Genomic DNA, 20,664 nt, shown 5'->3' with positions numbered 1-20,664 from the left:
CTTCAATGCAGCGCTTGCACGACGCGCTGCGCGATTCTGGCGTATCCGAACGTGTTGGGATGAAAATGATCCGAAGACAAATAATCGGTAATGCGAGTCTCGAACAAATCGTATGTCGGCACAACCGTCGCGTTGCCGTCCGCCTCTGCGAGCTTGTGCGCAACCGCATTCCAATCCAAAATAATATCGCTGGCCGGTCTCATAGCCGGCAAATCGTAAAAAGGATTATACAGCCCAATATAGACGATTCGCGCGTTCGGATTTATAGCTCGCAGCTTCTTGAACACGGACGCAAGCCGCCGTTCGGCTTCGGGCAGACGCTGCTGAAGCAGCTCCGGAGATAAATCGCTGCCTTCCGCTACGGAGCCTCCGCTGCCCGCGATCTGGAACATGTCGTTGCCGCCGATCGTGAGCAGTACGATATCCGCTTGACCGACTCCGTTCCGGTATCCTTTCTCGTCCAACAGCTCTGCCAATTCGTCGGCCCTTAAACCGCCGACCGCCATATTGTTGAGCAACCGCACCGGCTTGTCCAACGCCTTCGACAATCCGTCCGTTACATCGCGGACGTACCCTTCGCCGTTAACGTCCCCGGTCCCGACCGTCAGCGAATCGCCGAGCGCCGTGACGATCAATTCCTTCTTGTCCGTCCACGCTCCGCCCGTTGCCGTTGGCGATTCGGCTTGTCCCGTATCGGATATCAACAAGCCGGACGACGGAAACCAGTTGTCCTTGAGAGCCCATCCGAAGCCGCCGACCAGCGCGATCGTACAAACAAGCGTCGTTAGCCCCAATATGCGCCACAGCCATACGTTCGATCTCAATTCGCCGCCCCTCCTCCCGAATTACCGCTTTTCTCCACGATAACGGTTCTACCGACATTTTTCAAATTAACGCTTGGCGGCGCGAAAAAAAGACGCCCTCCGGCCCGGCCGGAAGACGTCCTTACTCTTGCAATTATGCGGAAAGAACGCGATATTGCGCATCGACCAAATTGCGGTAGTGGCCGGGACGCTGCATGAGCTCTTCGTGGTTGCCCTGCTCGACGATAACGCCGTGATCGAGAACGACGATCCTATCCGCATGCCGGATCGTGGACAGCCGATGAGCAACGATGAAGGAGGTGCGCCCTTCGAGCAGCGTGCCGAGCGCTTCCTGAATGCGCATTTCGGTCTCGGTGTCTATGCTTGCGGTAGCTTCGTCGAGAATGAGCACCCGGGGATTCGCCAACAGCGCGCGCGCGAAGGAAATCAGCTGTCTCTGCCCGACGGACAAAGCGCTCCCCCTCTCCTCTACTTGCGTGTCGTAGCCATCCGGAAGATGGGTAATAAAATCATGCGCAAGAACCGACCGGGCGGCGGCCTCGACCTCCGCATCCGACGCGGACGGACGTCCGTAACGGATATTGTCGCGAATCGTGCCCGAGAAGATGAACGTATCCTGCAGCACAATGCCGACCTGGGAGCGCAAGCTTTCGATGGTCACGTCCCGCACATCGATTCCGTCCAGAAGGACTTTGCCTTCCACGGTATCGTAGAATCGGCATAACAGATTGACGATCGTACTCTTGCCCGAGCCCGTATGTCCGACCAACGCGACCGACATGCCCGGTTGGATGTCCAAATCGATTCCTTTGAGCGCCGGTCGGTCCGTTTCGTAGCCGAACGTAACTCCTTCGAATCGAACGGCTCCTCGTATCGGAGGCATCGCTATGGCATCCGGTTTTTCCGGAACGGCGGACTTCTCGTCCAAATATTCGAAAATGCGCTCCGAGGACGACATGGCGATCAGCAGCTGCGAATACATCATGCCAAGCCGGTTGATCGGCTCCCAGAAGCTGCCGACGTAAGTAATGAACGCGACCAGAACGCCGACCGTCATGGCATCCGATTGAATCAAGTAAGTACCGTAGGCCAGCAAGATCAACGTCCCGACAGCCGAAGTTACCTCGATCACGGGCCCGAACAGCTGGTTAAGCGCGGAAGCGGTGTTCCACGAACGGATGTTGCCATGGTTCATGCTCTCGAAAAACTGCTTGTTTTCCTTTTCCTGCACGAAAGATTGCGTGACGCGCATCCCCTGAATCGATTCGTTCAAGTGCGAATTGATTCGCGATTGCTTAATCCGAACGACTTGCCAGGCGAACCGGATCCGCTTTCGGAGCGAAGTCGATACGATGAACATGAGCGGTACCGTTATCATGACCGCAAGACCGAGCTTCGGCTCCAGCACAAGCAAAATAATCGAGATGCCGATCAATTGCAAAATGTCGATGACCGTGTTGACGACGCCGTTGGAGAACATGTCCTGCAAGGAGTTGACGTCGTTCGTTACCCGAACGAGCACGGAGCCGGCCGGCCTCTTATCGAAGAATCGGAACGACAGCGATTGAATATGCTTGAACAACGCGGTACGGAGGTCGAATACGACCTTCTGCCCGATGAGATTCGTGTGGGCGATCGTATAATGCTGCGCCCACCATCGCAAGCCGTACAAGACGAGCATGGCCGCTACCAGAGCGGCGAGCAGCGTAAAGTCGCCCTTTTGCCCGTCTCCGGGACTGATTGCGCCGTCGATGGCTTTGCTCATCAAGAACGGAATAGCCAATCGGGACAGCATGCCGAATACCGTCATGACGAACACGACCTTGGCGACGCCAGCGCGGTAAGGACGGAAGAACGAGAACAGTCTGCCGACCTGCTTCCAGTTAAACGGCTTTTCGATCAACTCGTCGTCTTGATATACGAATTTGCGGCTCATCCCGTCACTCTCCTATCGTTCTCGCCGCCAGAAGCAACAGGTGAGCTGTCCAGTTCCTCCGGACGGTCGGCGAACTGGATGCGGAACGTCTCTCTGTACAAGCCCGGCTGACGAAGCAGCTTCTCATGATTGCCCCTCTGGGCGACTCTTCCCCGGTCGAGCACGACGATTTCGTCGGCGTGGCGCAGTGACGATATCCGATGGGCGATAATAAAGGTCGTCCGACCTTTCATGACGGTAAGCAGCGCTTTTTGGATCTCTTGCTCGGTCTCCATATCCAGCGCGCTCGTCGCGTCGTCCAGAATGAGCACCTTCGGCTTGCGGAGCAGCGCCCTTGCGATGGCGATCCGCTGCTTCTGTCCGCCGGACAGCCCCATGCCCCGCTCTCCGACGACTGTATCGTAGCCTAGCGGAAGCTCTCGGATGAACCCGTCCGCCTGAGCGAGACGCGCTGCTTCCACGATTTCGTCCATCGTTGCGCCGGGACAGCCATAGGAAATATTTTCTTGAATCGTCGTCGAGAACAGAAACGACTCCTGGAAGACGATAGCCGTCCGGCTCCGCAAGCTTTCCAGCTCGATATGCCGGATGTCGATGCCGTCAAGCGTAATGGCTCCTTCCGTTACGTCGTATGCGCGAAATAGAAGGCTTACCGCGCTAGACTTGCCGGCCCCCGTTCCTCCGAGCAGACCGATGACCGATCCGGCGGGAGCGTCGAGATTGAAGCCGACGAGCGCGGAAGGATGGTCCTCCCGGTTCGCGTAACGGAACCGGACATCGTTGAATTTAAGATGTCCGGTTACGGCATTTTCGTCCAGCGGCATGCTATGCGAATCATCGCGCACCGATATCGGCTGATTCAGCAGCTCGAGAAGCCGTTCCCCGGACGCTTTGGATTGGGTGTAGTTGTTAATTTGGAATCCCAGCGTCCACAGCGGAGCTACGATAAGTCCGAGCATGCCGTTCAAGGCGACCAGCTCGCCCAGCGTCAACGAAGCTTCGATGACGCGCCAGCCGCCGACAAGAATGAGAATCGCCACGCTGAAATTGGCGATGAACTCCATAAGCGGAAAAAATCTCGCCCACACGCCCGATATTTCGACGTTATAACGTTTGTACTCGTCGTTGTTGACCGAAAACTTCTTTACCTCGAACGGCTCGCGCGCGAACGATTTCACCGTCCGAACCCCCATTATGTTCTCTTGCACGCTAACGGTCAGCTTGCCGACCGAGCTGCGGATCGCACGGAAAACGGGATGGATCTGCTGCTCGAACCGGATAGCCACGAAGCCTAGAATCGGAATCATAACGAAGGTCATAAGCGCCAGCTGCCAATCGATGGCGAACATCATGGAGAAGCCGAAAATGACGAGGAATACGGTGTTCATCAATTGAGCGAGACCGAAGCCGATAAAATTTCGAATCCCTTCGATGTCCGCCGTCAGCCGCGACATCAAATCTCCCGTCCTCGCCGTATCGTAGAATGAGAAGGACAATTCCTGAAGCTTGGAATAGCAGGCGTTTCGAAGTCGATAGGCGAGCCGATTGCCCAGCCTGCCCCCGCTGAAGCCGTGCAAAAATTGGAAAGCGGCTTTGACGACGATAATTCCGACCGCCAGCAGCGCCAAACCGAGAACACCGTCGAACTTGCCCGGCACGATCATGTCATCGATAAGCGTTCGAAGCAGAAGCGGGTAGACCATACCAAGCGCCGTCGCGACGGCCAATCCGAACACCGAGCCGAACATAAACCCTTTATCCTGCCAAAAATACGCTTTCAAATTGCGAAAAATGTCCAAAATTAGGCCTCCCCCTCGGTGCATTCCACGGCATTTTAACCGAATTGTCACAAATACGGCAATCGTCTTAACGCCTTCTACAGGCCACTCAACCGGGCGATGGTGTCGGGAGAACGGGAATTCCTTCCTATATCTCCTTAATAGTCCGGCATCGTACCCAACATCCCCTACTCTTAACGAATAGCGAAGAATAACGATATGAACAAAAGAAAAGGCCCCTTCTCATCGCTTAGACGATGGAAAGGAGCCGATTATGAACGAATATCGCATTTTGCGCGATGGTACGGATTTCCCGTTTTAAAGGTTATTCCATGCGGCGCGAACGTCCGACAGAATGGCTTCTTCGCCCGGCTTGCTCATGGATTCGCCGAGGCTTTGGGCGAAGGCCGACAGCTCGGCCGCAAGACGTTCCGAGGCTTCCTTCAGCGAAGAGCGGTATCCATCTATCGCCGAGTCGTTCCACTCGTTTTTCAGCTTTGCCAAATAGTCGTCCGCAGCTTGAAAATAGATCGACTCCAGCTCTTCCCGCATCGCTTTTTTTCCATCCTTCTCGAAAAAATGCTTGGGAGAACGGAATGCGCTCCACAGCTTGCGGCCGTCCGATACGGGGCGATCGGCGAACGGATCGCCGATCGGCAAGGTTAACGGTCCGCGATCGGGCTGCTCGGGGACGAAGCCTTCCTCCGCAAGAGCCGCCGCGCCCAGCGCGATTCGCTCTTCGAGCAGCTTTTGCACCGTTATTTCGAGCCTTAGCCCCGAAGAGCGAAGCTCCTGCTGGAAGTCTTCGCCGAGCGACCGAGTCAAATCATCGCCGCAAGCGGTTAGCATCGCCTTCAAATCGCGGCCGTCGTCCTGCAGCGCCGACGGATGAAAGGCGGATTGGAAGTGCTCGTTAAATCGGTAGTAAACCCTTTGTCTCAAATGGTACAACTGCTCCCCTATTTCTTGAACGAGCGGCTGAACCGCCGTCTCCGGAATGGCGGAGGAAGAGCCTTCCTCCCTCCACGCGCGCGCTTTTGCAAGCAACCGATCCGCTTTGGCGGCGCGGGACACGCCGTCTTCCTCGGCGGAACGCGCGAAGCCTTCGAGCAGCAAGCCGGCCCGTTCGAGCTCCTTGTTGGCGGCATTCAAGGCAAGACCACCCAGCTCGGAGGCCGCAAAATGGCGGAATTCCCGTTCGAAAGCCGTTAAGCCCGACGATTCCAGCGTTCCGGCGTCTCTGGCCAGCTTCGCTTTCAGACCGTGCAAGCTGGATACCGGGAACAGACGCGGCTTCCGGATGCCGTGCTTCAACAACTGGGTTGCGACGTGCTCCTCGACCGCCTTCAGCTCCGTCTCCGACGAAGCGAGGTCCGCGGCGTTAATGACGAAAAACATTTTATCGAGCTCGAAAACGTCCTTCACGCTGCCGAGCTGATTGAGAAATTGCCGGTCCGCCTCCGTGAAAGCATGGTTGTAATAGGTAACGAACAAGACGGCATCGGCGTTCTTGATATATTCGAAGGACACTCCGGTATGCCGCGCATTGATGGAATCGGCGCCCGGCGTATCGACGAGAACCGCTCCGCTCCGGGTAAGCGGGGAATCGACGAACAGATCGATTTCGGCGACAAAGCACGACGTCTCTTCCTCTGCCGCATATCGGCGATAATCGGCGTGATCGGCCAAAAACTTCGTATCCAGCAGCTCCGAGAATTTCGGCCAGCCATTCGAAGCCGCCCGGAGAAAAGCGAGATGAGGTCTGCCGCGCGGGTGAACCTCGTCCGGTGACATTTTCGCGGCAAGCGCGAACAGCGCAGACGCATCGTTGCCGGCGGCTTCCACCGCATCCCGGGCAATGCCGAGACGCCCAAGTGAATGCCGAATATCTTCCAGCATCGCTTCCATCGCCTTCATCGTTACGAGCGCAGTCCCGTGAGGCTTGCCTTCTTCCGGCGCCAAAATCCGATTGATCGTCGCCGTCGTCGGATTAGGCGACACGGGAAGCGCCGGCGCTCCGACCAACGCATTGGCGAAAGACGACTTGCCTGCGCTGAACGCGCCGAACAGCGCAATCGTGAACCGGCTCCGGCGAAGCCTCTCCGCCTTCGCGGCCAAGCCTTCCGCCGTCCGGGCGAGCGCCGGAATGCGGGAGAGCAGCTCCGCCGCTTTCCCGAGGCGCTCAGCCGCTCCGTTCGGCACCCCGAGCGCCTCGTCCGGTTGCCGCTCCGTCGTCCCGTCCGCCGCAATCTCTGCGGCTTCCTCCAGCCCCTCATCCATCCGGCGCGAGCCGGCCGCGTCGGACCAACTAAGTGCCGCAGCCCCGCGCTCGTTCTCGCCTGCAATCTTCGCGAGAGCTTCCGCGTTCAGCGGCTGAGGCGAAGGAAGCTCCGCCAGCTTCGAAACGACGGCTTCGTCGAGCACCGGAAGCCGCAAGAGCAGCTTCCGCTGCTCCTCGCGCTCTTCATCCGACATGGCGGCAAGCTCGGCTGCCGCCGCCGATTGAGGCTCAAGCTCCTTAAGCTGTTGAAGCAGCTCGCGCTCGGCCGCCTCGCGTTCCGGCTTGCGGCTCTCCTCCAAGCGATCGTTCCATTCCATCGATTGCTTGCGGTACATCGCCTTGATGTCGGAGCTCAGCTCAGAGGAAAACGTTAGCGTCGCCTGTCCGTCCGCTCCTGCGCCCGGCTTGATTCTCTGTCTGATCCATTCGTCCGTCAGCTCGGGAAATGCGGCTTCGAGCGACGCTTCCATGTTCGCTTCATCCGTCCCATTCAAACCGGCTTCCTTCGCCGTTTGCCGAAGCAGCGTGCGCACGTGACCGTTGACGTTAGCCGATATTTGGCGGTTCAAATCGGCGGTCAGCACGCTCAAGCGGCGTTCCCGTTCCGCTTGCGTCTTGGCGGCGCTGCCAATCCAGCCGATCTTGAAGCCGGGCTGCATGCCCTCGAGCACGTCCCGAACCTTATCGCGCGTCTCCGCGGGAGTCAAGCTTGCATTGCCAAGCAGCCGGTCCAGCTCCCGCTTCAACGCTTCGCGTCTAAGATCTGAGGCGGATTTCACAGCAGCAAGCTTTGCCGTCAGCTCTGACTTGCGCGCTGCCACGAGCTCCGCTCCTTCAGCTCCGAGAACAAGCTGCAGCTTTTCACGCTCCGAATGGCGGCGGTTATGCAGCGTCTCCCGAAATTGGTCGCTCAAGTAACGAGCGGACCGCTCCGCGCTAGCGACCGCAAGCTCCGTCCGATAAGGAGCCAATCGGGCGAACAGCCCCGTAAGCTCCCGCCATTGCGACAACGGATGATCTTTCTCTCGCAGCGACAAGAACAGAATGCCGGCCGGCTCGATTCGCCACTGCTCCATGGCGTCGTTCAATCCCGCGCGGAAAGCGGCGAACGACACTTCTTCCTCTCGGTGTTTGTCCACTTGATTGACAATAACGTAGGTCGGCTTTCCCCACTTCGCCAAGCTGCGCAAAAACCGGAAATTCACCTCGGACAGCACATGGTTGTAATCCGTCACGTAAAAAACGACATCGGCCAAATGCAGCGCGGATTCCGTCGCCGCGCGATGAGCTCCGTCGGTGGAATCGACGCCTGGCGTATCGACGATTGCCACGTGATCGCCAAGCAGCGGAATCGGATAGGTCACTTCAATAGAAGCGACTCCTTCTCCATCGACGGCAAAGCCGTGCAGCCGATCGACGGGGAACGTCTCCGGCTCGGACACATGCCCGTCCTTGTCGCGGAAAACCATGCGGGCGGACGGTTCGCCGCTTGCGATCGTAACGACGTTCGCGCTCGTCGGAATCGGCGAGGACGGCAGCAGCTCCGCGCCGCATAGCGCGTTGACGAGCGTCGACTTCCCTGCCGAAAAATGGCCGCAAAATGCGCAAGTCAGCCGTTCCTTGGCCAGCTTGGCGACGAGCTCGGCGAATTTTTCCGCCTGCACGGCATCGCCCATTTCCTCCGTATGTCTCGCCATCTCTTCCAAAGCTAATCTATATTTTGCAACGAGCGGATCGGCAGCGGCTGTTCCCGGCAAGGAGAGCCCCTCCGTTCCGCGATCCGTAAGACGACTGCTCAAGACGAAACGCTCCTTTTGTTCTTTTTATTATCCGCATTGACCGCAGCCTTCTTCGTTGCCGAAGACGACCTCGATTTCGGCTGGGTCGGCGCGCGAAGCGCCGCCTTCATGCGTGCCTTTCCCTCTTTGCAATGCTCCATTAACGGACATACCTCGCATTGGGGATTTTGCGCCTTGCAATGATATCGCCCGAAAAAAATAAGGCGGTGATGAGTAAGCGTCCACTCCTCGCGGGGAACGAGCTTCATCAGCTTCTTCTCCACCTCAAGGACGGAATCGTCCGGCTTCGCGGCCCCGAGCCTCTTCGACACCCGCTCCACGTGCGTATCGACGGCGATCGCAGGCACTCCGAACGCATTGGAGACGACGACATTCGCCGTCTTGCGTCCGACTCCGGGCAGACCGGTCAGCGCTTCGTGCTCGCGCGGCACTTCTCCGTCGTACTTTTCTATCAATATCCGGCAAAGCTTCTGGATGTTCGCGGCTTTATTCCGGAACAAACCGATTCGGCGAATATCGTTCTCCAGCTCTTCGAGCGGAACGCGCAAGTAATCTTCCGGACTTCGATATTTTTCGAATAAGTCCGCCGTTACCTTGTTCACTAACACATCCGTGCATTGCGCGCTTAACAATACCGCTATGGTCAGCTCGAACGGATTGCGATGATTCAGCTCGCAATGCGCGTCGGGAAACATTTCGGCAATAATATCGAGCGTGTGACGCATCGTTTTGGCGTTCATAAGCATACTCCCCACAACGTAAAAGTCATTCCAAGTGTACCGGAATTGCCTGTCTTTCGGCAATAGGTCATCCTCCGGCAATCGGCCCCAACCGCAAATGGGCAACTCCGAAACCATTCGGAGGCAAATAAGACCAAGACCAATTAGCCTTTCTGTGCAGGGCTATTCGTACCATGTGAGTGTGTTCCGACCAATTAGCCATTCTACGTAGGGCTATTCGTGCCATGCGAGCGTGTTCGAACCAATTAGCCTTTCTGCGCAGGGCTATTCGTACCACCTGAGCGTGTTCGAACCAATTAGCCTTTCTGCGTAGGGCTATTCGTACCATGTGAGCGTGTTCCAACCATTTAGCCTTTCTGCGTAGGGCTATTCGTGCCATGCGAGCGAGTTCCGACCAATTAGCCTTTCTGCGTAGGGCTATTCGTGCCATGCGAGCGTGTTCCGACCATTTAGCCTTTCTGCGTAGGGCTATTCGTGCCATGCGAGCGTGTTCGAACCAATTAGCCTTTGTGCGTAGGGCTATTCGTGCCAAGCGAGCGTGTTCCGACCAATTAGCCTTTCTGTGCAGGGCTATTCGTACCACCTGAGCGTGTTCCGACCAATTAGCCTTTGTGCGTAGGGCTATTCGTACCATGTGAGCGTGTTCCAACCATTTAGCCTTTCTGCGTAGGGCTATTCGTGCCATGCGAGCGTGTTCCGACCAACCGCGCCGCGCAACATAAAGAGGCCGCCCGAAGGCGACCCCCATTAAGACGAATCCTATTTGGACACTTCGACGACAACGCCGCGGAGGATGTACAGCTTGATCGTGTCGTCCGGCTTCAAATCGCTCAATGTCAGCGTCGTGGCGCCTTGATGAATGTAGGCTTGCGCCGGAACCGGGAACGAGTAGTTCTCGGTCAAATTGGCACGTTTGACGTTCAGCGTGCGCGTGGAGAGCTCGACGGTCCACACTACCTTGGATAGAGCCGGAACGACTTGAATGACGGTACGCTCGCTCTCGTCCTTGCGAATTTCGACCCGGTCGTTCGCCTGGACGCTGCTTAGCGTCGAGGAGGTGGCGCCGTTAATTGTAATCAGCGGCGAAGCGCCGACCGATTTCGTAACCGTCGACCCGTTCGGAAGCGTCAGCTCGACCGTCGAAGCGGCTGTATTAACCGATTTGATGGTGCCGTATTGGACGCTTACCTGCTTGAATTTGACCGGCGTATTGCCGACGAACGTAACGTTCGCGACGGCTCCCGCCGTAAAGGCGCCAAGCGAGGCGGCGTTACCGCTCTCGTCCTGCAAGCCGATGGACGTAGCAATGTACCAATCGTCGAGAACGCCGTCCGCGCGTTTCGTCCGGATTTTGTTATTAATAGCGTCTACCGAGACGATCTCCAACTGAACCGTCTTTTGCATTTGAATGATAGAAGCCTGATCCTGGTTGCCGTTCAGCAGAACCGACACCACGTCGCCGACTTTAACGTCTGCGTACGTTTTGGCGTTCGTGCCGAACCATTCGACAGCCGGGTAGCTGTAAGGAACGGTGACCGTTTGATTCGTCGTTCCAGTCAGACTGATTTTAAGAGTGCGGGAAGAAGTATTGTTCTCGACGACCGTTCCGTTGTATTTGGCGACGATCGACACATAGACGACATTTTCGCCGCTGTAGGCGACTACGATTTTTTTGCCTTTGACGCCGACTAGCGCCAGCGCACTTGCTTCCGTCAAGCTCGTCCCGTTCATATCGTAACGGACGTTGCTCGGCAATATGAGATTGCGCGTTTTGCCTGCGGCATCGATGAGCGACAGCGTTCTCGTATCGGCGATATAACCGGCGACCGTAGCGGAAGTGACGATAACCGACCGATCGTTCACAGCGATTTGCGTCACCTTGTCGGCGTCGTTCAACGACAGCGTCACTTGATCGTCTTTTTGCAAATCTTCCACCGTTGCGTCTGTCATTCCGTCGATTTTGACCGAAGGGTAGTCAATCACGTACTTGGAAGCGAGCCCTTTGCCGTCGTTATACGTAATGATCTTCTCCGACTTGTTGAGCGATACGAATTTGCCCGTTACGGACGTAACCGCAGCTTGGGCGATTTGGACGCTTGAGACTGCGCCAAGCTTCACGTCGTAGGAGATGGCGTCGCCGACCTTCAAATTGTCGGCTTTGACCGGCACGTCGCCTCTGACGTACGTCGCTTGCGTGGAAACTTTCAGCTTCTCCGTTACGCCGGATACGGCGTCCTTCACTTCCAGCGACAGCGCCGCAGGATCCCATGCGACAACCGTTCCGCTGCCGGATTTGTTCTCGACGGCTTGTTTGACGGTTACCGTCAAAACTTTCCCTTCCGCGCGAATCGTATCCACTTGAACCGAAACGTCCACATTGACCGGAAGATCGGCCGCCGAAATCGTCTTGCCGGTGAAATCCTTAATGACAGGAGGATGCAAAAGATCGTAGGTAAAAGGCTTATATTCTTCGCCAATGAGAAGAGTAAGCTTCCCGGTTGTCGTATTTTTCAAAGTCAGCGTTCCGTCGTACGACTTAACCTGCGGCGTATCGTCCGTTTGCTCCACATAACCGATCGCTCCGTCGCCGTCACTGATCAAGCTCGCTTTTCCGAACAGCTTCAAATCGGCTATCGTTATCGGCTTATCGGAATCGAAGCGATAAAAAACCGTGTCCGGCGTCAATACGCGCTCATTGATCGTGCCGTCATCGTGAAGCACCGTGATGCTCGTATCCGACACATCGATAATCGTTCCCGACGCTTGACCGGAATACGCAACCTTCGTTTTCGCTTCGGCCAAGCTGAACAGCCTTGCGATCATGGCGCGATTAACCGCGGTTTTCGGCTCGAACGTCGTCGCCGTCATCCCGCTGACCAGCCCTTCGGACACAGCCACTTTGACATAGCCGCGAAGCGCGTCGTCAATCGAGGAATCGTCTGCAAAGGCTGTGCTGCCCGTATTGGAAGCCGCCTCTTCTTGCTTGCCTATAGCTCTCACGAGCAAGCGGGTCAACCATTCGCGGGAAGCCGGCTCGTATCCCCATTTCTTGCCTTTTTCCGATTCAGCCAAAGCGATTTCCTCTTCGGGAATAAGAAGCTTGTTCAGGAAAGCCGCCTTCAAAAATTTCTTGTAATCGTCCTTGATGACGAGACTGCTTGGAAACGCCAAGACGCCGCTGTCGTCTACCTGATCGGCCAGTCCCATGAACTTCAACGCGATAATAATCGCTTCCTGGCGGGTTACTTTGTCGCTTGGTCGGAACTTGCCGTTGCTCCCAAGGACGATACCTTGCAGCGCCAGCTTCGTAATGTGCTTCTCCGCCCAATGTCCGGCTGCTACGTCGCTGAACGGATTCGATGCCGCAAAGGAGGAAGCTCCCGTGCCGAGAACACCCGTCGTAATAAGCGCAGCGGCCGTAAGACCGATCATGCCTTGCTTCAATCGTGACGTTTCCTTATTCATTGCCTACCAGTCTCCTCTCTCCGAATAAGAGCAAGCCGGCCTTCGAATGAAGCTCGAAAGGCCGGATGCGCAAGTCCAATCCTATAAACCGAAATATTGCTTGATCGATGCGGCTATCGCTTGGGCGACGCGATTCTGGAATGCATCGTCGTACAGCTGCTTCTCGTCGTTCTTGTTCGAGAGGTAGCCGACTTCGAGCAGAACCGCGGGCATCGTCGTATACTTGATTACTTTGTAGCCGGCCGTTCGAACGCCGTTATCTTTCAGCCCGGCCGCCGCGACGGCGTTCTTATGAAGCAGTTTGGCGAATTCGAGGCTGTCGGCGCGGTTGTAATACGTCTCCGTACCGTTGATTTCCGGCTTGTAGCTATTGGCATGAACGGATAAAAATAAGTTCGCCTTCAGGCTGTTCGCTAGATTGACCCTATCGTCCAACGACGGATATGTATCTCCCTGGCGGGTAAGCACGAGATTGATCCGCGATTCCTTCGCGAGCAGCGCCTGCACCTTCAATACGACGGACAGATTGAACTGCTTCTCCCATTTGCCGGTAATGCTCTTCGCGCCCGGATCCGAGCCTCCGTGACCCGCGTCCAGAACGACCGTGTACACCTGAGGATCAGGCTTCTTCAGCGCGATCTTCAATTCATGGGCCGCAGCATCGTCCGTCACGCTAAAGTTCCATTGCTGGTTCAAATCGAGCACGATGCGCATCGTCAGCGGATTAACCGTGTTGATGGCGTAGCGGATTTTTTGCAGCGCCTCGTGTCCGGTTACCGCAAGCTCTCCCGATTTGGATGCGGACGCCGTTACGGGAAGCGCGGGAACGAAATCCGCCGCGAACTCGGAGCTTGGCAAATCGATGACGATTCGGTCCGGACTTTTCAATACGGACGTAACAGGCGTAAGCGAGCCGTCGTATTTGACCGTAATCGTGTCCGCATCGTAGCGAATCTCGTGAATTTGCCCTTTAAGATCAGGCGTCGTAACCGTTCCGTTGCCGTCCGGCGGATTGCCTCCATCCGAAGGATTGCCGCTTTCGCCGCCATCCGAAGGGTTGCCTCCGTCGACGACGCCGCCGGAAGATCCGTCTTCGTCCGGGTCGACTACGCCGATCAGGCCGCCGTCTCCCGATCCGGAATTTCCGTTGCCGTTGCTTTTGCCGCTGAACATGAATACCGATCTCGTCGGACTGTCCCAATATACTTGTACGCCGAACGATTCGATGAACCGCAGCGGAACGAGCGTATAAGAGGATCTGATCGTCGGCGCTTGTTGAAGCGTCAGCTTCGCGCCGTTCACGAACGCCGTCTTATCGTCGATCGTCATAAGAATTTTGGTGCTGTCCTTCGTTACCGTCACTTGTTTTTTCTTGTTGTCGTAATCGATTAAGTACCCCAAATTATCCGCTACCGTGCGTACGGGAACCATCGTGTAATCGTTCAGGATGATCGGAGCGGTAACGGGCTTCAGAACGGTGCCGTCCAGAACAAGCGTAGGCGGAGCGGGAGGCTCGACCGGCGCTTTAACGGCGGCATGAATAACGCCCGCGTTCAGGAACAGTGCGAATGCGACGACGAACAACAAGAAAGACCACTTCTTCATGCTTCACCTCGATGCGAAAAATAAGTTGCGACCGCACCGGTCCGCGCTTGCGAATCCGGCTTGTCCACGACATTTTAGACGTAAGTTTCAGGAAAAAGTTGCGAATAAAAAGGAAAAAAGGCTCTTAGACCCGAAAGTTCCCGTTTCGGAGTCTAAAAGCCTTCAAATTTGTCGAATAGCTTGCAATCTAACCGTTATACGCCGGCTGCCGCCCGCTTCGCTTCATATTCGGAAATCGCCGCTTCGTGCTTAAGAGTAAGACCGATATCGTCCAGCCCTTGAAGCAAAAATTGACGACGGTGCTCGTCCAGCTCGAATGCGATCGTCAAGCCTTTGCCGTCGGACAAAACTTTGCTCTCAAGATCGACGTTAAGCTCGTAGCCTTCGTTCGCGTTCGTCCGTTGGAACAGCTCTTCGACCTGCTCTTCGCTCAGCTTGATCGGCAAAATTCCGTTTTTGAAGCAGTTGTTGTAGAAAATATCGGCGAACGACGGCGCGATGACGCAGCGGAAGCCGTAGTCCAATATCGCCCATGGCGCATGCTCGCGGGAGGAGCCGCAGCCGAAGTTGGCGCGGGAAATGAGAACGGAAGAGCCTTGGTAACGCGGCTGGTTCAGGCTGAATTCGGGAATGACGTTCCCCTTCTCGTCCCAGCGCCATTCGAAGAACAGAAACTGGCCGAAGCCGCTCCGCTCGATCCGTTTCAAAAATTGCTTAGGAATAATAGCGTCGGTATCGACGTTCACCCGGTCGACCGGAGTGACGAGACCCGTCAGTTTCGTAAATGGTTGCATGATGGTCGTCTCCTTTGTTATGCCGTCACTTCGGACTTGAATTCCCAGTTGCGAACGTCGGTGAACTTGCCTTTAACGGCTGCTGCTGCGGCCATTTCCGGCGATACGAGGTGCGTGCGGCCGCCGCGGCCTTGACGACCCTCGAAGTTGCGGTTCGACGTCGAAGCGCAGCGCTGACCCGGCAGCAAATAGTCCGGATTCATCGCGAGGCACATGCTGCAGCCCGCGTCGCGCCATTCGAAGCCGGCAGCGGTGAAGATTTGGTCGAGCCCTTCCTTCTCCGCCTGGATCTTGACGCGTCCGGAGCCCGGAACGACAATCGCCGTCACGTTGGAGCTTACTTGATAGCCGCGCGCCACGGCTGCCGCCGCGCGCAAATCCTCGATCCGGCCGTTCGTGCAGGAGCCGATAAACACGTAGTCGATCGGAATTTCCTGCATCGGTGTGCCCGGCTGCAAATCCATGTATTCAAGCGCCTTCTCGGCGGCTTTGCGTTCGTTCTCGGTCGGCAGCTCGGCAGGAACCGGCACTTTGGACGTTATGTCGGTGCCCATTCCCGGGCTCGTGCCCCACGTTACTTGCGGAACGAGGGAATCGACGTCGAAGTCGACCGTCGTGTCGTACGTGGCGCCTTCGTCGGTGCCGAGAGCTTCCCAACGCTTGACGGCTGCTTCGAACGCTTCGCCTTGCGGCGCGTGCTCGCGGCCCTTCAAGTAGTCGAATGTCGTTTGGTCCGGTGCGATCAGACCTGCGCGGGCTCCGCCCTCGATCGACATGTTGCAGACGGTCATGCGCTCTTCCATGGACAGACCGCGGATCGCTTCGCCCGTATACTCGATAACGTAGCCGGTTGCGAAATCGGTGCCGTATTTGGCGATCAGACCGAGAATCAGATCCTTCGCCGTAATGCCCGGCTTGCGCTTGCCGTTGAAACGGACTTCCATCGTCTTAGGCTTCGCTTGCTGCAAGCATTGGGTAGCCATAACGTGCTCAACCTCGGACGTACCGATCCCGAAAGCGAGAGCGCCGAAAGCGCCGTGGGTGGACGTGTGGCTGTCGCCGCAGACGATCGTTTTGCCCGGGTGAGTCAAGCCCAGCTCAGGTCCCATAACGTGGACGACGCCTTGATCGAGCGAGTCCAGATCGTACAACGTGACGCCGAATTCGCGGCAGTTGCTCGTCAGCGTGTCGACTTGCTGCTTGGAAATCGGGTCCGCGATGTTGAAGCGGTCTTTGGTCGGAACGTTATGGTCCATCGTTGCGAACGTCAGATCCGGACGACGTACTTTGCGGCCGGTCATGCGCAGCCCTTCGAACGCTTGCGGGGACGTTACCTCGTGGACGAGATGCAGGTCGATGTACAGAATGCTCGGCTTGCCCTCTTCCGACACGATGACGTGATTGTCCCAAATTTTCTCGAACATTGTCTTTTTGCTCATGTCATATTCACCCCATGAATAACTGCTTTCTAATGAACCCATCATACCATTTCATCTTTCATTGTTCCAAGATATAATATCTATAAGGTTAATAGTTCCAAGCTATAATATGCCATAACGAATAATCATCGAAATCGAAGGAGCCGATCTCCGTGGAATTCCGTCAACTGCTATACGCCATCCAGATCGCCGCCGAACGCAACTTCTCCCGCGCGGCGGAGAAGCTTCATATCGCTCAGCCCTCTCTTAGCCAACAGCTCTCAAAGCTAGAGAAGGAACTGGGTGTCCTGCTCTTCAAAAGAAGCACCAATTCCGTCGAGATGACCTATGCCGGCTCCGTCTTCGTGGACAAAGCGCAGCAAATCGTCGATATGACCGAGCAATTGCGGCGCGAGATGGAGGATATTGCCGATTTGCGCAAAGGACGCCTCGTCGTCGGGAGCTTGCCTACGACGGGTGCACAGGTGCTCCCGCACGTTTTGCCCGCTTTTCGCGCGGCCTATCCGGAAATCGAAGTCGCCCTGATCGAGGAATCGACCAAGAAGCTTGAACAATTGACGGCCAGCGGCGGCACCGACGTCAGCCTTCTCTCCTTGCCTCTTGAGGAACCCGCGCTCGCCTACGAGCCTATTCTGGACGAAGAAATTTGCCTCGCCGTGCCGCCCGATCACCCACTAGCGCGGCGACATGCCGAAGGCTCTCCCTCCGCCGTCGCCGTCTCCGATCTGCGCAGCGAACCGTTCGTGCTGCTCAAACGAGGACAGGGCTTTCGTTACATCGCCTACAACATCTGCCGGCAAGCCGGGTTTGAGCCGCGAACCGTATTCGAGAGCACGAATATCGAAACGGTGCAGGCGCTTGTCGGCGCGGGAATGGGGATCTCGTTCGTGCCTCGCATGATCGCGCGCAAGAACGGCGCCGAAGGTTCCCCGGTCTACCTTCCCCTCGAAGGCCGCCCGACGAGAACGCTCGTCATCGCTTACCGAAAGGGACGCTATCTGTCCAACGCCGCGGAAGCGTTCATCTCGACCTTCCTTGAAACGATAGAACGAGTAAAGCCTTGATGGGCAAAAAAAGAGGGAGACGCGCCGGTCACCCCTTTTTCATTATTCATTCATATAAAGCCGGTCTGCGATCGGAAAACACGGGAATGCGTCCGCGCACTTCGTCGGCCAGACCCAGATCGACTTCGGCCCGAACGATGGTTTCTTCCTCGGCCGCTTCCGCAAGAACTTCGCCCCATGGGTCGATTACCATCGAATGCCCGAAGAAGGACGTTCCGCCGCTTTCTCCGACCGTGTTGCACGAGACGACATACATTTGATTTTCGATCGCTCTCGCTTGAAGAAGCGTTCTCCAGTGGTGAAGCCTTGGGTGAGGCCACTCGGCGGGCACGAACAAAATTTTGGCTCCGCCGAGAGCAAGCTTGCGGGCAAGCTCCGGAAACCGGATATCGTAACAAATCATAGCGGCGGCCGGTGCGCTCTCAAGCGTGAAAGCTCCAGCTGCATCTCCGGCTTGCAAGTGCAAATGCTCGTTCATCAGCTGGAACAGATGGATTTTCGAATATTCCAGCACTTCTTTCCCTTCGCGGTCGAACGCGTAGATCGTATTCGTAACGCCGTCGCCGCGGTGTTCGGAGATCGAGCCCGCAATGACGTTAACGGCATGTCGACGGCAAAATTCGGAAATCATCGCTTTCGTTCGTTGTCCGCGCGGGTCGGCCAACTGTTGAATTTCAGTCAGCGCATAGCCGGTATTCCACATTTCGGGAAGGACAATGACGTCCGGCTTCGACTCGGCCGCCACCGCTTCGTCAAGATAGCGCTGCGCCTTCGCGTAGTTGGCGTCGGGATTTCCCGCTTCAATATTCATCTGGATAACGGCCAGCTTCAAGACACTGTTCATCGAATTAATCATTCCTTTGTCGTCGCGGGACTCAAATGCGAGCATAATTATGAAACTATCGTACCCGATGGATGACATTGAGGCAATACGGACAGGTGCGCGAATCCGTTGCCGATTGCCGCTTTTGTATGCTACATTCAATCTATCCCTATCAAATTAATCGGAGCGTGAATCGATACATGTCTTTCGCCATTACTCCCGCTTCCCGGCTGAATACGCTGCCGGAGCAGTTTTTCGCCGCTCTCGCCGCCAAAGCGAGCGCTCGTATCGCCTTAGGCCACGATGTCATCAATCTCGGGCAGGGCAACCCGGATTTGCCGACGCCTGCGAACATCGTCGATCGAATGAAAGCCGCATCGGACAATCCTCTCTACCATAAGTATCCCCGTTTCGCGGATTTCCGTTCCTGAAGGAAGCCGTCGCCAAGCGCTACAAGGAGGATTACGGCGTCGAGCTCGATCCGGTCAAAGAAGTCGCCATCTTGTTTGGAGGCAAAACGGGATTGGTGGAAATAAGCCAATGCCTGCTCAATCCCGGCGACGTCTGTCTCGTTCCCGACCCCGGCTATCCCGACTATTGGTCCGGCGTCGCGCTGGCGGGCGCGGAAATGTCCTTCATGCCTCTTCTCGCGAAAAACGGATTTTTACCGGATTATAAAGCGCTCGATCCGGAAGCGGTCAAGCGCGCCAAGCTCATGTTCCTTAATTATCCGAACAATCCGACGGCTGCGACGGCTTCCCGTGAATTTTACGAAGAAACGGTCGCCTTCGCCCGCGAAAACGGCGTTGTCGTCGCAAGCGATTTTGCATACGGTGCCCTCGGGTTCGACGATGTCAAGCCAATCAGCTTCCTGGAGACGCCTGGCGCGAAGGAAGTCGGCGTCGAGTTCTACACACTGTCCAAAACGTACAACATGGCGGGCTGGCGCGTCGGCTTCGCTCTGGGCAACAGCCAGATCGTCGAAATGATCAATCTCATTCAGGATCATTACTATTGCAGCCTGTTCGGCGGCATTCAGGAAGCCGCGGCCGAAGCGCTGACGGGTCCGCAGCAGTCGGTGGAAGAGCTGGTCGCCACTTACGAGCGGCGCCGGAACACGTTGTACGACGCGCTTGCGTCCATCGGCTGGCATGCCGACAAGCCGGCCGGCTCGTTCTTCTGCTGGCTTCCCGTACCGGCGGGCTACACGTCGATGGAGTTCTCCGACCTGCTCCTCGAAAAAGCCGACATCGTCGTCGCGCCGGGCAACGGCTTCGGCACCAGCGGCGAAGGCTACGTCCGTCTCGGGCTTCTTGCCCCGGAAAGCCGCTTGCGCGAAGCCGCGGAACGGATCGGGCGGCTTGGCTTACATTTTCGGAATGAGCCCGCCAAGGCGGCTCAACGTTCGACGTAGGGTACTGGGTACCGCTGTTGGCGCGCTTTGGCTAACTTTCGCTTGATGTACGGTACGGGGTACCACTGTTGGTACGCTTTCGCTAACTTTCGCTTGATGTATGGTACGTGGTACCGCTGTTGGCGCGCTTTCGCTAACTTCCGATCGATGTATGGTACGTGGTACCGCTGTTGGCGCGCTTTCGCTAACTTCCGTTCGATGTATGGTACGTGGTACCGCTGTTGGCGCGCTTTCGCTAACTTCCGTTCGATGTATGGTACGTGGTACCGCTGTTGGCGCGCTTTCGCTAACTTTCGCTTGATGTATGGTACGTGGTACCGCTGTTGGCGCGCTTTCGCTAACTTTCGCTTGATGTATGGTACTGGGTACCACTGTTGGTGCGCTTTCGCTAACTTCTGTTCGATGTATGGTACTGGGTACCACTGTCGGCGTGCTTTGGCTAACTTCTGTTCGATGTATGGTACTGGGTACCACTGTTGGCGCGCTTTGACTAACTTCTGTTCGATGTATGGTACTGGGTACCACTGTTGGCGCGCTTTGACTAACTCTCGCTTGATGTATGGTACGTGGTACCACTGTTGGCGCGCTTTGGCTAACTTTCGCTTGATGTATGGTACGTGGTACCACTGTTGGCGCGCTTTCTCTGTTCGATGTATGGTACGTGGTACCGCTGTTGGCGCACTTTGGCTTTGACACCTCCGC

11 protein-coding genes and 1 pseudogene are annotated in these 20,664 nt (G+C 56.4%); 2 read left to right on the top strand and 10 right to left on the bottom strand.

Annotation, left to right across the window (positions count from 1 at the left end):
- Positions 1-2: 2 nt before the first annotated feature.
- From D3H35_RS04310 to leuC, 9 genes are all read right to left on the bottom strand, one after another.
- Positions 3-824 carry a GDSL-type esterase/lipase family protein gene (locus D3H35_RS04310; protein WP_119147911.1) on the bottom strand — a complete coding sequence of 274 codons (822 nt, stop codon included), beginning with the start codon at positions 822-824 and terminating at the stop codon, positions 3-5.
- Positions 825-957: 133 nt separating this feature from the next.
- A complete protein-coding gene (locus D3H35_RS04305) occupies positions 958-2,760 on the bottom strand; it encodes an ABC transporter ATP-binding protein (RefSeq protein WP_119147910.1) in 1,803 nt (600 codons plus the stop codon).
- Positions 2,757-4,559: an ABC transporter ATP-binding protein gene (locus tag D3H35_RS04300; protein ID WP_119147909.1), complete on the bottom strand. Its 1,803-nt coding sequence runs from the start codon at positions 4,557-4,559 to the stop codon at positions 2,757-2,759. The genes D3H35_RS04305 and D3H35_RS04300 overlap by 4 nt, the downstream gene beginning before the upstream one ends.
- Positions 4,560-4,856: 297 nt before the next feature.
- The gene (locus D3H35_RS04295) at positions 4,857-8,618 is read right to left on the bottom strand and encodes a dynamin family protein (RefSeq protein WP_119147908.1); all 3,762 of its coding nucleotides are present in this window, start codon (positions 8,616-8,618) and stop codon (positions 4,857-4,859) included.
- Positions 8,615-9,358 (bottom strand): endonuclease III, encoded by a 744-nt coding sequence (nth, locus tag D3H35_RS04290; protein ID WP_119148096.1) that lies wholly within the window; start codon positions 9,356-9,358, stop codon positions 8,615-8,617. Before nth ends, D3H35_RS04295 begins: the two co-directional genes overlap by 4 nt.
- Before the next feature lie 759 nt (positions 9,359-10,117).
- Positions 10,118-12,823: an S-layer homology domain-containing protein gene (locus D3H35_RS04280; protein ID WP_119147906.1), complete on the bottom strand. Its 2,706-nt coding sequence runs from the start codon at positions 12,821-12,823 to the stop codon at positions 10,118-10,120.
- 81 nt (positions 12,824-12,904) lie between these two features.
- On the bottom strand, positions 12,905-14,428 hold the full coding sequence (locus tag D3H35_RS04275; protein WP_119147905.1) for an N-acetylmuramoyl-L-alanine amidase: 1,524 nt from the start codon (positions 14,426-14,428) through the stop codon (positions 12,905-12,907).
- 194 nt (positions 14,429-14,622) lie between these two features.
- Positions 14,623-15,222: a 3-isopropylmalate dehydratase small subunit gene (leuD, locus tag D3H35_RS04270; protein WP_119147904.1), complete on the bottom strand. Its 600-nt coding sequence runs from the start codon at positions 15,220-15,222 to the stop codon at positions 14,623-14,625.
- Between the two features lie 17 nt (positions 15,223-15,239).
- Positions 15,240-16,661, bottom strand: coding sequence for a 3-isopropylmalate dehydratase large subunit (gene leuC / locus D3H35_RS04265; RefSeq protein WP_119147903.1), 1,422 nt, complete (start codon positions 16,659-16,661; stop codon positions 15,240-15,242).
- A 152-nt stretch (positions 16,662-16,813) separates the two neighbouring features.
- Here leuC and D3H35_RS04260 point away from each other — a divergent pair, with 152 nt between their 5' ends.
- Positions 16,814-17,725: a LysR family transcriptional regulator gene (locus D3H35_RS04260; protein WP_119147902.1), complete on the top strand. Its 912-nt coding sequence runs from the start codon at positions 16,814-16,816 to the stop codon at positions 17,723-17,725.
- 46 nt (positions 17,726-17,771) lie between these two features.
- Here the strand turns inward: D3H35_RS04260 and D3H35_RS04255 are convergent, their stop codons facing one another.
- Positions 17,772-18,569 carry a carbon-nitrogen family hydrolase gene (locus D3H35_RS04255; RefSeq protein ID WP_199728460.1) on the bottom strand — a complete coding sequence of 266 codons (798 nt, stop codon included), beginning with the start codon at positions 18,567-18,569 and terminating at the stop codon, positions 17,772-17,774.
- Positions 18,570-18,748: 179 nt separating this feature from the next.
- On the opposite strand from D3H35_RS04255, the pseudogene D3H35_RS04250 reads away from it, so the two are divergent.
- Positions 18,749-19,962, top strand: a pseudogene (locus tag D3H35_RS04250) (aminotransferase class I/II-fold pyridoxal phosphate-dependent enzyme).
- The last annotated feature ends 702 nt before the right edge of the window (positions 19,963-20,664 follow it).

The sequence above is a fragment of the Cohnella faecalis genome, from assembly GCF_003570905.1.
In the GTDB taxonomy this organism is placed as follows: domain Bacteria; phylum Bacillota; class Bacilli; order Paenibacillales; family Paenibacillaceae; genus Cohnella; species Cohnella faecalis.
Note: the sequence above shows the minus strand (reverse complement) of the source record. Positions and strands in the feature narration are given on the sequence as shown.

Coding starts and splice junctions, on each gene's coding strand:
- D3H35_RS04275 (WP_119147905.1), bottom strand. CDS start 14,428: ATGAAGAAGTGGTCTTTCTTGTTGTTCGTCGTCGCATTCGCACTGTTC.
- leuD (WP_119147904.1), bottom strand. CDS start 15,222: ATGCAACCATTTACGAAACTGACGGGTCTCGTCACTCCGGTCGACCGG.
- D3H35_RS04255 (WP_199728460.1), bottom strand. CDS start 18,569: ATGAACAGTGTCTTGAAGCTGGCCGTTATCCAGATGAATATTGAAGCG.
- D3H35_RS04280 (WP_119147906.1), bottom strand. CDS start 12,823: ATGAATAAGGAAACGTCACGATTGAAGCAAGGCATGATCGGTCTTACG.
- nth (WP_119148096.1), bottom strand. CDS start 9,358: ATGAACGCCAAAACGATGCGTCACACGCTCGATATTATTGCCGAAATG.
- D3H35_RS04305 (WP_119147910.1), bottom strand. CDS start 2,760: ATGAGCCGCAAATTCGTATATCAAGACGACGAGTTGATCGAAAAGCCG.
- leuC (WP_119147903.1), bottom strand. CDS start 16,661: ATGAGCAAAAAGACAATGTTCGAGAAAATTTGGGACAATCACGTCATC.